Source organism: Burkholderia sp. PvR073, from assembly GCF_054055695.1.
In genome coordinates this window covers 699079-711931 of sequence record NZ_JBSRXO010000001.1, presented here as the reverse complement: position 1 = coordinate 711931, position 12853 = coordinate 699079, and the positions used below count along the sequence as shown (strand labels likewise).

Below are 12853 nucleotides of genomic sequence, written 5' to 3'. Positions count from 1 at the left end.
GCCGCTCAGACCGGCCAGAGCGCGGTGCCGAACGGCACCACGGCATCCTCCACCATCATGTCGACGGCTTCGGGGTGCGTGTCTTCCTGCATCCAGTCAAGCAATTCGATTTGCCGGGTTTCCTGCATGTCAATTCTCCTGTGGTGAACATGAGTGATTCAACATGAAAGCGCGGTAAAGGGATTACCGCCCTCATCCGGAATTTTTTGAATACCGGGCGAGTGGCGTCGATATTAGTCTGACGATTTCACGAATGCAATGCGTTGCAAGGTTTTTAGCCGGAGCATGCTAAACATGCGGGTTCGCTGCGCATCGTGCGATTGAGGCGAATGAATCGAATTTCGAAGGCCGCAATTTTTTATTGAATATCGGGGCATGATCGATAAATCGATTTACGTGATTTTTTAAATCCGAAGCCCAATTGCGCCGATCGTTTCGATTTTTATCATTCGCGGAAGATGCGTGCGTCGCCGATGGTCTCGAACTGGCCGAGCGTCGGCGCATCGCGGTTTGCGGGCGGCGTACGGTATCGCTGCTGGCGGCGCGGGCAGCGCTCGCAGCCGGTCAAGTATCATCGGTCGAGCGGCGCACCGGTTCCGGCAGTCGGGACCGGCGCTCGCCATAACACGGAATCCGCAGCGACAACGTCACGGGCCACGGCCGTCAAGCCGCGTCGGCGTTGCGGAACCCAGGCCCCGGGCATCGGCCCGGACCGGCCTCGAACCACGATGGAGACACCGCGATGCGCGCAGCACCGCAACCGGAGCACGCCGGCCGAGCACGGCCGGATGCGAGCGCCACCGAACCCGACCGCATGGCCGCATGGCGGCTCGCGATCTGCCTGTCGCTCGGCAGCGCGATCGCGCTCGGTCTCGCACGCTTCTCGTATGCGCTGCTGTTGCCGCCGATGAAGGCCGATCTCGGCTGGACCTTCGCGCAGGCCGGCGCGCTGAACACGGCGAACGCGGCCGGCTACCTGATCGGCGCGCTCATTTTCCCGTTCCTGTCGCGGCGCTGGCGCACGGGCACGCTGCTGGCGGCCGGCTGCGCGCTGACCGTGGTGCTGATGGCCGCATGCGGGCTCACGTCCGGCATGAACGCGCTGCTCGTCGAGCGGCTCGCGACGGGCGTCGGCAGCGCGCTGATCTTCATCAGCGGCGGCGTGCTGGCCGCGCGGCTCGCATCCGCGTCGCCGCGCGATGCGGGGCTCCTGCTCGGGCTCTATTACGGCGGCACGGGGTGGGGCGTCGTCGCGTCGTCGCTGCTCGTGCCGGCGACGCTCGTGCATCGCGCGCATGGCTGGCAACCCGCGTGGTTCGCGCTCGCATTCGCGTGCGTGCTGTTCTCCGCCGCAGCCGTGTCGGCGGCACGCCGCATCGAGCGCGCGCACGCGGCACCGGCCGTGCCGCGCGACGGCACCGCGCCGGCCGCCACCGCGCACCCCGCGCGCTTCGCACTCGCGCTCGCGGGCTACGGACTGTTCGGCGTCGGCTATATCGGCTACATGACGTTCATCGTCGCGCTGCTGCGCGGCGCGGGAATGAGCGGGACGGTCGTGTCCGCGTTCTACGTGACGCTCGGCGTGGCGACCGTCGTGTCCGCGCGGCTGTGGTCGGGGCTGCTCGACCGGATGCGCGGCGGCCAGGCGCTGGCCGTGCTCAACGCACTGCTCGGCGTCGCGACGCTGATGCCGGCGCTGTTCGTGCATCCGGCGGCCGCGTTCGCGTCGGGCGTGCTGTTCGGCGCGACGTTCCTGTCGGCGGTCGCGGCGACTACCGCGTTCGTGCGTCACAACCTGCCGCCGGAAGGCTGGGCGAAAGGCATCAGCGCGTTCACGACGGTCTTCGCGTTCGGGCAGATCGCCGGCCCTGTCGCGATCGGCTGGGTGTCGGACAGCGCGGGGCTCGCGCGCGGGCTCGTGTATTCGGCGCTGACGCTGTTCGCGGGTGCGGCGCTCGCGGCCGGACAGCGCGCGCTGCGGGCGTCCTAGGGTCTGTTCACGCTAATAGCGGGCTTGCGAACGTGCGTTGCCGGTCGTCACGCGCGTTTCACCGCACACACGCCGTGCGCGACACGCGATGAAACGCGCGGCTGAAGTAGATGAGGCTGTCGCCGTCGTGGCGCACGCGGATCGACGTCGCCTCGATGAACATCACCGAATGCGAGCCGACTTCCTTCATCTCGGCGATCGTCCCCTGCAGGCTCGCGAGCGCGTCGCGCAGCACGGGCACGTCCTGCTCACCGCGCTCCCACACCGGCAATTCGAAGCGGCGCTCCATCGGCAACTCGGTGAGTCCCGCGAAATGCCGCGCGAGCAGTTCGTGCTCGGCCGGCAGCACGTTGATGCACACGTGCCGATTGCGCTCGAAGATCGCGTGCATCGCGCTCGACCGGTTCAGGCACACGAGCAGCGTCGGCGGCGCATCGGTGACGGAACAGACGGCGCTCGCCGTGATTCCGCAACGGCCGTGCGGCCCCGCGGTGGTGATCACGTTGACGGCCGCGCCGAGGTGGGCCATCGCTTGCCGGAAGGCCTTTTGCGCGTCGGTCGGTTCGGCGCGCGCCGGTTGCGGGGTTTCGGTCGTGGCGGACATGGGCGCTCCTGGGTGAATGAGTGCGGCGATCGTGCATCGCGTCGATGCGGCATCGGATCGTCGACGATGACCCAAGCGTACGTCGCGAAAAAGCCGGCGAACATTCGCACGATTGATGCCGAAGCTGGCGTTCCCGCCAACGCGTCTAAAGGTTCTACCTAGATGCGCGGCGCGGCGCGCGAAAAAAAGTGCGATCGGGCGTTCGCGCGGCACGTGAAGGGGTATTCAGCGCATTTTCGGCTCGTTATGATGTGCCGCACACCCCCGACGAACGACGCTTGCCTGATATGCGGCGCGTGCGATACCGATACCGATATTTTGCGAGACACCCCGATGACGTCACCCGCTCCGATCGTATACATCGTCGACGACGACAGCGGCATGCGGACGTCGCTCGCCTGGTTGCTCGAATCGGTCGGCATCGCGTCCGAAGGATTCGCGAATGCCGCCGACTTTCTCGCGCGCTTCGACGTGAACCTGCCCGCGTGCCTGGTGCTCGACGTGCGGATGCCGGAGAAAAGCGGGTTCGACGTGCAGGCGGAGCTGAATGCGCGCGGCGCGACGCTGCCGGTGATCTTCGTCAGCGGGCACGGCGACATTCCGATGTCGGTGCGCGCGCTGCAGAACGGCGCGATCGACTTCGTCGAGAAGCCATACAACTCGCAGCAGATGCTCGAGCGCGTGCAACGCGCGCTGCGGCTCGCGCAGCAGCGGCACGCGGTCGACCGGCATCACCGCGAGCTGCGCCAGCGGCTCGATGCGCTGACCGCGCGCGAGAAGGAAGTCCTGCGCGGCGTCGTCGACGGCAAGGGCAGCAAGCAGATCGCGTCTGATCTGTCGATCAGCGTGAAGACCGTCGACGTGCATCGGGCGAGCATCAAGGAGAAGCTCGGCGCGACGTCGATCGCCGCGCTCGTGCGCGACGTGATGGTCGTGTGGGGCGGCGACAACGAAACGCCGCGCTAGCTGCCAGCTGCACGCGCGCGCGCCGAAGCGCGCCACGTTCAACGCTCAACGCATGTACAACCCGCCGTTGATGTCCCAGCACGCGCCGTTCGCGAAATGCGCGTCGCCCGACGCGAGCAGCACCGCCGCATCCGCGACGAAACCGGCCGAGCCGAGCTTGCCGCCCGGCAGGCTCGCGAGCACCTGCCGCAGCTTTTCCGGCGCGACGCTCTCGTAGACGATCGGCAAGTCGAGCGGGCCCGGCGAGATCGCGTTGACGGTCACGCCCTGCGCGGCGAGATCGCGCGCGAATACCTTGGTCAGCGTCAGCGTGCCGCCCTTCGCGGCCGCATAGTGTGCGCCCGTCGCCGAGCCGCCGTTCTGCCCGGCGAGCGACGCGATGTTGACGATGCGACCCGCGCCGCGCGTCGCGAAGTACTGGCCGAATACCTGGCAACCGAACAGCACGCTGCGCAGGTTCACGTCGATCACCTGATCGAACTGCTCGGCCGTGATCTCCATCGCTGGCACGACCTTCGACGCGCCGGCATTGTTGACGAGCACGTCGATCGTGCCCCAGCGCGCGACGAGCGCATCGCGCGCGGCTTCGAAGTCGTGCTTCGACGTGACGTCGAGCGGCAGCGCGATCGCGCGTTCGCCGCTCGGGTCGAGGTCGCGCGCATGCGCTTGAATGGCGTCGGCGGCGATGTCGGCCAGCGCGACGCGATAGCCGGCCGCGTGAAAGCGTTCGGCGATGACGGTGCCGAGCCCGCGCGCGGCGCCGGTGACGAGGACGACTCGATCTGACATGGTGCGTGATTCCCTGGTTCGCGGGCGCGTGGCCGAAGCGGCGCCCGCATCGTGGTTCAGGCGGCGAGCGCCGCCTCGAAGTGCGCGGCGACGGCGCACACCTGTTCGTCCGCGCCCTTGCGTCCGACGATCTGCAAGCCGGCCTTCAGCGGCGTTCCCGCGAGCGGCAGCGGCAGGCTGAGCGCGGGGTGGCCGCTCAGGTTGAACGGGCGGATCAGCGACGACATCGCAATCACCGACACGCCGTCGCGTGCCTGCTGAAGCGTAATCGGCAACGCGGGCAGCGTCGGCAGCACCAGCACGTCCGCATGTTCGAGCGCGGCATCGACCTGCGCGGTGAAGCGCGTGCGCGCGGCTTCGGCTTCCTCCAGTGCGGCCGGTGTCGTCGTCGCGGCCGTGCGCAGCCGCGCATCGAGATCGGCGCCGAGCTTGCCGGTGGCGACGAGATGACCGAATGCGCGCGACGTTTCCGCGTTGATGACGGCGAGCCCGGCCGCGAACGCGGCAGGCAGCTCGTCGAGCACGGCATCGCGCACGCGCAGGCCGGACGCGCGCACCGCCGTGTCGAGCGCGGCGACGATGGCCGCGTCGGCATCGACGATCACGCGCGCGATCGTGCAGCCGGCAACGGGCGCTGCCGCACGCGCGCGGTCGAAGCCCGGTGCGATGGCGGCCATCACGGCCGCGAGCGTATCGACGTCGCGCGCGAACGGCCCGACGCAATCGAGCGTGGTGTCGGCGGGCGCGACGCCGCGCCGCGACACGCGGCCGAACGTCGGCTTGAGCCCGGCCACGCCGCAGCAGGCGGCCGGCCCGCGAATCGAGCCGCCGGTATCGGTGCCGAGCGCGGCGTCGACGACGCCGAGCCCGACGAGCGACGCCGAGCCGCTCGACGAGCCGCCCGGAATGCGCGTCGGGTCCTGCGGATTGACCGGCGTGCCGGTGGTGTCGTTGATGCCGGTCATGCCGAACGCGAGCTCGTGCATGTTCGCCTTGCCGGCGATCTGCCAGCCGGCGTCGAGCAGCAGGCGGACCACGTCCGCGTGCCGCGCGGCGGGCGGTGCGTCGGCGAGCGCGCGGCTGGCCGCGCGGGTCGGATGGCCGGCGATGTCGATCGTATCCTTGATCGCGATCGTCGGGCCCGGGCCGCCCAGCGTGAAGGTGTCGATGAAGCCTGTCATGGTGCGATGGCGCGCGAGCGCGGTGAAAGGGTTCAGGACCGCGGCGCGGCGGCGAGCGGCCACGGGCCGTCGAGCACGCGCTCGGTGCGGAAATGGCGGATCAGCCAGGCGGCGCCATCGGCCGGCGCGAAATCGACGGTCAGCCGCGCGGCGATCAGCTCGGCCGTGCCGTCCACATGGCGCGACGCCTGCAGCATGATCCAGCGGCCGCGCGCGGTCGCGAGATCGGCGCCGACGTCGATCGACTCCGACGTCAGGAAGTGCAGGTTCGCCGAGAAATGCGGCTCGGGCGGCAGATAGCGGCGCAGCATCGCGACGATCGCGTCCGTGCCTTCGAGGCGGCCGAACTTGCGCGCGTACTGCGGGCCGATGCCTTCCCACACCGCATCGGCCGTGAACAGCGCGGCGAGCGCCGGGCCGTCGCCGGCATCCTCGGGCACGTCGCACAGCGCCATGTAGCGCGTGATCGTCGCGCGCACCGCGCGTTCGGCGTCGAGCGTCGCCACGCGCCGCTCAAGCGCTCCGAGCACTTCAAGCACTTCGCGTGCATCGATCGAGCGGGCCGAATCGGAGCCGGTCATCGCGCGTCTCACGACGCGGGGCGCGCGGCCGGCGGCACGGTCAGCGCGCGGCCGACCCGCGCCTCGATCTTGCCGTAGCGCCACAGGTTGTATTCGCCGACGGGCGTCGTGCGATACAGGTTGCAGACCGCGACCGTCGTGTCGAAGTCGGCGACGTCGGCCATGATGTAGAAGGTCCACGGCGCGCCGTCGGCCTGGCCCACGACGAGGCGGTCGTCATCCATCACGCCGAGCACGCGCACGCCGGGCATCGCCTCGACGGCGGCGAGCATCGCGCCGTACGCTTGCCACACTTCGCCGATCTTCTCGCGCGGCAGATCGAAGAAGTTTTGCGACACGCCGCAGCAGAACAGCACGCGCAGCGGCAGCGGATTCGAATCGGACATGACAGGTTCTCCTGAAGAATGCGTTGAGCGACGTCGCGGCGAAGCGACGCGGATTACAGATAGCCGGGAAACGGGGTGACGCCGGTGAACACCGCGCCCGCGCCGTCGAAGTTGCCTTCGCCGAGAAACGCATGCTGCGTGACGACCATCGCGTCGCGCAGCAGGCGCTGCAGCGGATGCGTGCGATAGATCGCGGCCGTGCCGCCGAGGCGATACGCGCGCTCGACGACGCTCGCGCCTTCGCGGGCGATGTGCGTGGCGGCGAGCCTCAGCAGGCTGACCTGCTCGGGCGTCACGGGGTTCCCCGCGAGGATCGATTGCCAGACCGAGTCGGTCGCGTCGTAGAAGAACGCGCGCGCCGAGCGCAACTGCGCCTCGGCCTTCGCGAGCTCGATGCGGAAATACGCGCGATCGGCGAGGCGCGGCGCGCCGGTGGTCGTCTGGCGGCCGCCCGACATCCGGTTCGCGACGTCGAGCGCCGCGCGGGCCAGCCCGAGGTTGACCACGGCCAGCACCTGCGCCGCATACGCGACGGTCGGATAGCGGTACAGCGGCTCGTCGACGGTCGCCTCGCCGCCGCGCACGAAGGTCCACGCTTCGGGCACGAAGCGATCGTCGACGCGCAGGTCGTGGCTGCCGGTGCCCTGCATGCCGACCACGCTCCAGTTCTCGACGATCTCGACGTCGGCGGCACGGAACACGGCCGTGCGCGGCTTGTTCGGCGCGGCGTCCTGCGCGCCGGGCACCGCGATGCCGACGCCGAGCCAGTCGGCGCCCTTGCAGCCGCTCGCGAATTTCCACGTGCCGTTCACGCGCCAGCCGCCGGGGGCCGTCTGCGCCGGCTGCACCGGGAACAGCCCGCCCGCGAACACCTGGTCGGGCCCGCTCGCGTACAACTCGGCCTGCGTGGCGAGCGGCAGCGCGGCGAGATAGACGTTGGCCGAGCCGAAGCTCGCGACCCACGCGGCCGACCCGTCGGCGGTCGCGATCCGCTCGATCATGTCGAGGAACGCGCCCGGCGCGAGCGCGTCGCCGCCGAAGCGGCGCGGCGTGCCCGCGCGATAGATGCCGGCTTCCTTGAACAGCGCGATCACGTCGCGCGGCACGTGCGACAGGCGGTCGAATTCGTCGCGGCGCGCGGCGACGGTCTCGATCACGGCGTCGAGCGGCGACACCCGCGCGGCCGCTTCACGGACCGCGTGCGGCGAGGGGGACGCGGTGTCGATGGCGAGGGCGGCGTTGGGCATGGCGGTCTCCTGGGGATGGGGTTCGATTGCGGGGGCAAGACGATGCATGGGCCTAGTCTAGAAACGCCGAAAACCCGCAGCAATTGGTGCGTAGGGCCGCGTGACTGGTGTCGCTCCGTGCCGGACTAAAGAAATCTTCAGATGCGGGCCGCGCACGCCGGTGCTATGTTGGACATCCGGCCGCGCGACGCCGCGCGCCTTCATCCGAATCCGATCATGAGTTTTCCCGACGAAGACGATTTCCACCGGCTGCTCGACGCGTTGACCACCTGCGTGCTGCTGCACGACGCGCAGACCCGGGCGATCGTGTGGGCGAACCGCGCCGCGTGCATCGCGCTCGGTTTTTCCGTCGAGGAGCTGCTGCCGCTGAAGGCGCAGGACATGACGCGTCCCGAACCGAAATACCGCCGCGAGATCGCCGTGAGCGCGTGGGATCGCGCGCTCGTCGACGGACCGCAGGTGTACGAGTGGTGCTACCGGTCGCGCACGGGCGTCGACATGCTGTCGGAGGCGACCGCCACCTACGTGCCGCTGCGCGGGCGCGACGTCGTGATGGTGCAGTTCCGCGACATCAGCGCGGAAGAGGCGGTCCGCCAGCAACTGCGTCGCTACGAGGCGCGGCTGCGCGAGTTCATGCAGGATCTCGACGAAGGGATCGCGGTCGTGACGCCGCACGGCCGCGTGCAGTTCATCAGCGAGTCGGGCCGGCGCGTGCTCGGGCTCGCGCCGGACGAAGCGCTCGGCGAGGTGCTCGACTACTGCAGCGCGGCCGACCGCGACCGGCTCGTCGCGCAGCTGCGCGATGCGCCGTGCGCGTGCCCGTCCGAGCCGCAGCGCTACCGGATCGTGCGGCGCGACGGATCGACGTGCTGGCTGCGCATCCTGTGCCGGCAGGTCGAGATCGAAGGCGATCTCGACGGGCTGCTCGTGCAGTTTCGCGACGTGAGCGACGAAGTCGCGATCGAGGACGCACGGCGTGCGGAAGCGCGCATGCTCGAATACGCGGGCCGCTACAACGCGATGGGCGAGATGGCGAGCGTGATCGCGCACGAGCTGAGCCAGCCGCTCGCGGCCGTGCGCAACTTCATCGAGGGCGCGGTGCGGCGGCTGAATGCGCGCGGCGCCGTCGACGATGCGATCTGGGGGCTGCGCAGCGCGGACCGGCAGGCCGAGCATGCGGCGCTGATCATCAAGAGCGTGCGCGAATTCATCGTGAAGCGCGAGCCGGTCGTCGCGCTCGCCGACCTGCGCGAGATCCTCGCCGACGTCGCGTATTTCATCGAGTTGCGCGCGAAGGAGGCGGGCGTGACGGTCGCGATCGTGCAGGCCGATGCGCCGCTGCCGATCCGCTGCGAGCGTGTGCTGATCGGGCAGGTGGTGCTCAACCTCGCCTTCAACGCGATCGAGGCGTTCGCCGGCTGCGAGCGCACGCCGCGCACGCTGACGCTCGGCACCGCGAACGTCGGCGGGCAGGCGGAGCTGCGCGCGATCGACAACGGCCCCGGGGTCGCCGAAGGGGCGCACGACCGGCTGTTCGACGGCTTCTCGTCGTCGAAGGCCGGCGGCAACGGGATCGGGTTGTCGCTGTGCAAGAGCATCGTCACGCGCCACGGCGGCCGCATCGTCGCGAGCCCGGCCGAAGGTGGCGGGCTCGACTGCCGCGTGACGCTGCCGCTCGCCGACGCGCAGGCGTAGCCGCTGGGTTGCTTCGCAGGCTTCACGTGCTTTACGTGCGTCACGGCGAGGCTGCGACGCGTGGCACACGATCAGCGCCCCAATGCCCGCGCGGTCTGCCCGCCGATCCCGAAGTCGGTGTTCGGGATGTCCTTGATCATCACGCGCGTCGCCTGCAATGGTGCATCGAGCACGTTCGCGCCGGCGTCCGACAGCGCGGCGATCAGCGCGCGTTTCTGTTCGTCGGTGCGCCCGGCGATCAGGATCGCGACGATCACGGGCAGCGACGGCGGCGCGCCGTCGGCGGCCGTGCGCCCGCCGAGACCGATGTGCGTCGTGGGCAATTCGGTCAGCAGCACGCGCACCGATTCGACCGGTGCGCCGATCGCGTCGACGGTCGCACCGGTCAGCCGTGCGATCAGCTCGGCCTTGCGGGCGTCGTCATGGCCGGCCGGCAGGAAAACTTCGAGTGTGGGCATGGTCGTCCGGAAAGGTGAAGGTGACCGGTTCACCGTTGCACTTGCAGCGGCGAACCGGCCGCGCGTTACAGCAGGAAGCCGATCGCGCTGAGCGCTTCGGTCGAGTCGATCAGGCGCACGACCTTCTCGGCGATCCGCATCTCGCCTTCGGCGTCGACGTGCAGCTTGTGCGTGACGTCGGCCGCGAACAGCGTCGCGACGCCGCGCTTGTAGGCGACGACCACCTGCGCGGATTTCAGCTCGACGATGCCGGCGCTGCTGCTTTCCAGCGTGAAGCGCGACACGGTGCGCACCGTGCGCGCCGCGTCGGTCGCCGACGCCGAGTAACCGGACAGCATCCGCTGCACGCGCTTCTCGCGCATGTCCTGGTCGTCGAACACGTAGTTCAGCGTCGCCGCGAAATCGGTGGCGTCGGGATCGATCGGCACCACGTAGTGGCCGGCCGGATCCCACAGGTCGAGCCACGCGCGATAGTCGCGGCGGTCGAGCATCTCGGCTTCGCGCCACACGAATTCGACCGCGCGGGCGAAGGTCTGCTGCGAAAAAAGGGCGTTGCGGTCGTCCATCATGCTTGCTCCATCAACTTGCGCCATTGCTGGTAGGCCTCGCGCATGCCGGTCTCGTCGGTCGCATGCGCGGTCTTTTCGCCGTTCGCGGCGGTCGTCTCGCGATTCAGCCCGCGGTTCACGAGGATCGGCACGTCGGGGCCCGCATGCGCGCCGCGCTGCACGCGCTCCCACGCTTCCGCGTCGTCGGGGCTGCCGAAGCCGAACGGGCCCTGAAAGTGTTCGTGGATGCGCAGCCGCTCGCGGTTCGCTTCGTCGGGGCCGCCGTCCATCGCGAGCGCGACGTGGCGGATCTCGGTTTCGTTCGCGGAGATCGGCCGCAGCACGCGGAAGAACGCCATCGACAGCGCGAGGTTCGGAAACAGGTTCAGGTTGAAGCCGACGCCCAGCAGCGAGCGCACGATGCGGCGCACTTCGTCCGGCGCGTGGCGCTCGGCGAGTTTTGCTGCGAGCGGCGCGAAGCGCTCGGGCAGCGGCGCGCCGTCGTCTTCGTCGAGATCGATCAGCTCGGGCATCAGCACCGCGAGGCTGTGGCCGTTGCCGAGCGCGCGACAGAACGCGTGCTCGCTCGTCATGAAGCTCGTGATCGCGGCGGCTGTTTCATCGTCGATCGACTTCATCCACGACTTGTGCACGACCGGGAAGTGATAGAGATCCGTCGTGTTCTCGAGCTGGATCTTCCAGTTGCCCTTGAATTTGAACTTGTGCTCGCCGTTCGCCTTGATCGGGTAGCCTGCGCCCTGCTTCATGAACAGGTCGATCCACGGCTTCGCGCCGCCGAGGAAATCCTCGAGCGGTTCGATGTCGTCGTTGAAGCTCGCGAAGATCAGCCCTTGATACACGCCGACGCGCAGCTTCACGAGCGGCAGGTCGCCTTTCTCGCACACGCCTTCGTAGCCGTCGCCGTACGGCAGCGCGCGCAGCGTGCCGTCGAGCGCGTACGACCAGCTGTGATACGGACACGTGAAGCCCTTCGCGTTGCCCTTGTGCGATTCGCACACGGTCGCGCCGCGATGGCGGCAGCGGTTCTGCAGCACGTTGATCTCGCCGGTCTTGTCGCGCACGACGATCACCGGCTGGCGGCCGATCGTCGTCGTGATGAAGTCGCCCGGGTTCGGCAACTCGCTCTCATGCGCGACCCAGATCCAGGTGCGGTAGAAGATGCGGTCGAGCTCGGCTTCGAACAGCGCGGGGTCGTGATACATCGCGGGCGCGATGCGGTCGGGCTGCGCGAAGCCGTGCAACGCGCGGGTGTCGATCGTCTGGTAGGGAATGTCGCTCATCGTCGTCGTGGGGAAAGAGTCGCGAAGTCGGGCCGCGCTGTGCGCAGCGTCGGGAGACCAGTCTCGGCTTCTGCTACATATCCGTCAAATTGATCTAAAATTGATGATCAAATAAATACGGCAAATGATGGAGGTCACGATGACATCGGTCGATCATCTCGATCTGAACCTGTTGCGGGTGTTCCAGGCGATCGTCGAGGAGCGCAGCCTGACCAAGGCCGGCGAGCGGCTCGCGCTGTCGCAGCCGGCCGTCAGCTATTCGCTCGGGCGGCTGCGCACGCTGTTCGACGATCCGCTGTTCGTGCGCACGCGCGCGGGGATGCAGCCCACGCCGGTCGCGCTCGAACTCGCAGGGATCGTCGGCAAGGCGCTCGACATGGTGCGCGTCGCGCTGCGCTATGCGGAGCGTTTCGATCCGGTGTCGAGCACGCGCACGTTCCGGCTGTCGCTGTCGGACGCGGGCGAGATGGCGTACCTGCCGGCGATCTGCCAGGCGCTGCGCGAGCGCGCGCCGCGCGTGACGCTGAGCGTGCAGCCGCTGCCCGTGGAAGAGATCGAGGAGGCGCTGCGCGCGAGCCGGCTGGACTTCGCGATCGGCAACCTGCCGGAGCTGATGCCGCGCACGCGCCACCAGGTGCTGTTCGAGGAAACCTACGTGTGCATGACGGGCCGCCGGCGCGGATTGCCGGCCGGCGCGGCGCTGAGCCTCGAGCAGTTCGTGCGCGCCGCGCATGTCAATGTGAAATCGGTCGAGCACAGCCACCACGCGCTCGACGACGCCTTGCGCGCGCAGGGCGTGGGCCGCAACATCGCGCTCGAAGTGCCGCACTTCGTTGCGCTGCCGAGCGTGCTGTCGGTCACCGATCTCTATGCGACGCTGCCGAGGCGGCTCGCGCAGATCCTGAACCGCGGCAATGCGTTCCGGCTGTACGACCTGCCGGTGACGCTGCCGCCCGCGCCGGTCACGATGCACTGGCACGAGCACTTTCACGAGGACGAGGGCATCGCGTGGATGCGCGCGCTGCTCGCCGAGATCGTCGAGCATTTCGACGAAGCGTGAGCGCGTGAGCGCGCGAGCGCGGGCCGTCGCGATGCAGCGGCGCATCG

General features: G+C 69.1%; 14 protein-coding genes. 4 read left to right on the top strand and 10 right to left on the bottom strand.

Annotated elements, in window-relative coordinates:
• Window positions 1–5 precede the first annotated feature (5 nt).
• The gene (locus ACVK00_RS03115; RefSeq protein WP_006752127.1) at window positions 6–128 is read right to left on the bottom strand and encodes a hypothetical protein; all 123 of its coding nucleotides are present in this window, start codon (window positions 126–128) and stop codon (window positions 6–8) included.
• 614 nt (window positions 129–742) lie between these two features.
• Between ACVK00_RS03115 and ACVK00_RS03110 the strand changes: the two genes are divergently transcribed.
• A complete protein-coding gene (locus tag ACVK00_RS03110; RefSeq protein WP_284891133.1) occupies window positions 743–1990 on the top strand; it encodes a YbfB/YjiJ family MFS transporter in 1248 nt (415 codons plus the stop codon).
• A 58-nt stretch (window positions 1991–2048) separates the two neighbouring features.
• Here the strand turns inward: ACVK00_RS03110 and hpaC are convergent, their stop codons facing one another.
• Window positions 2049–2594, bottom strand: coding sequence for a 4-hydroxyphenylacetate 3-monooxygenase, reductase component (gene hpaC / locus ACVK00_RS03105; protein WP_228909107.1), 546 nt, complete (start codon window positions 2592–2594; stop codon window positions 2049–2051).
• 333 nt (window positions 2595–2927) lie between these two features.
• On the opposite strand from hpaC, the gene ACVK00_RS03100 reads away from it, so the two are divergent.
• Entirely contained in the window at window positions 2928–3560 is a 633-nt protein-coding gene (locus ACVK00_RS03100; RefSeq protein WP_011660264.1) for a response regulator transcription factor, read from the top strand.
• 45 nt (window positions 3561–3605) lie between these two features.
• Here ACVK00_RS03100 and ACVK00_RS03095 read toward each other — a convergent pair whose 3' ends face one another.
• From ACVK00_RS03095 to ACVK00_RS03075, 5 genes are read right to left on the bottom strand one after another with little or no spacing between them, the layout of a single operon-like run.
• Window positions 3606–4349 carry an SDR family NAD(P)-dependent oxidoreductase gene (locus ACVK00_RS03095; RefSeq protein ID WP_284891134.1) on the bottom strand — a complete coding sequence of 248 codons (744 nt, stop codon included), beginning with the start codon at window positions 4347–4349 and terminating at the stop codon, window positions 3606–3608.
• Between the two features lie 56 nt (window positions 4350–4405).
• Window positions 4406–5530, bottom strand: coding sequence for an amidase (locus ACVK00_RS03090; RefSeq protein WP_228909109.1), 1125 nt, complete (start codon window positions 5528–5530; stop codon window positions 4406–4408).
• A gap of 32 nt (window positions 5531–5562) precedes the next feature.
• Complete coding sequence (locus ACVK00_RS03085) at window positions 5563–6111, bottom strand: nuclear transport factor 2 family protein (protein WP_284891135.1); 549 nt, start codon at window positions 6109–6111, stop codon at window positions 5563–5565.
• Between the two features lie 8 nt (window positions 6112–6119).
• Window positions 6120–6497 (bottom strand): hypothetical protein, encoded by a 378-nt coding sequence (locus tag ACVK00_RS03080; RefSeq protein ID WP_011660268.1) that lies wholly within the window; start codon window positions 6495–6497, stop codon window positions 6120–6122.
• A 53-nt stretch (window positions 6498–6550) separates the two neighbouring features.
• Complete coding sequence (locus ACVK00_RS03075; protein WP_284891139.1) at window positions 6551–7744, bottom strand: acyl-CoA dehydrogenase family protein; 1194 nt, start codon at window positions 7742–7744, stop codon at window positions 6551–6553.
• Between the two features lie 141 nt (window positions 7745–7885).
• On the opposite strand from ACVK00_RS03075, the gene ACVK00_RS03070 reads away from it, so the two are divergent.
• Window positions 7886–9439: an ATP-binding protein gene (locus ACVK00_RS03070; protein WP_284891140.1), complete on the top strand. Its 1554-nt coding sequence runs from the start codon at window positions 7886–7888 to the stop codon at window positions 9437–9439.
• A gap of 71 nt (window positions 9440–9510) precedes the next feature.
• Here the strand turns inward: ACVK00_RS03070 and ACVK00_RS03065 are convergent, their stop codons facing one another.
• The 3 genes from ACVK00_RS03065 to ACVK00_RS03055 all read right to left on the bottom strand — a co-directional run bounded on the left by ACVK00_RS03065 (window position 9511) and on the right by ACVK00_RS03055 (window position 11746).
• Window positions 9511–9897 carry a tautomerase family protein gene (locus ACVK00_RS03065; RefSeq protein WP_284891141.1) on the bottom strand — a complete coding sequence of 129 codons (387 nt, stop codon included), beginning with the start codon at window positions 9895–9897 and terminating at the stop codon, window positions 9511–9513.
• A gap of 65 nt (window positions 9898–9962) precedes the next feature.
• The gene (locus ACVK00_RS03060; protein ID WP_175655273.1) at window positions 9963–10466 is read right to left on the bottom strand and encodes an aromatic-ring-hydroxylating dioxygenase subunit beta; all 504 of its coding nucleotides are present in this window, start codon (window positions 10464–10466) and stop codon (window positions 9963–9965) included.
• Window positions 10463–11746 (bottom strand): aromatic ring-hydroxylating oxygenase subunit alpha, encoded by a 1284-nt coding sequence (locus ACVK00_RS03055; RefSeq protein WP_284891142.1) that lies wholly within the window; start codon window positions 11744–11746, stop codon window positions 10463–10465. Before ACVK00_RS03055 ends, ACVK00_RS03060 begins: the two co-directional genes overlap by 4 nt.
• A 139-nt stretch (window positions 11747–11885) precedes the next feature.
• Here ACVK00_RS03055 and ACVK00_RS03050 point away from each other — a divergent pair, with 139 nt between their 5' ends.
• Window positions 11886–12806 carry a LysR family transcriptional regulator gene (locus tag ACVK00_RS03050; protein WP_284891143.1) on the top strand — a complete coding sequence of 307 codons (921 nt, stop codon included), beginning with the start codon at window positions 11886–11888 and terminating at the stop codon, window positions 12804–12806.
• Window positions 12807–12853: the final 47 nt, after the last annotated feature.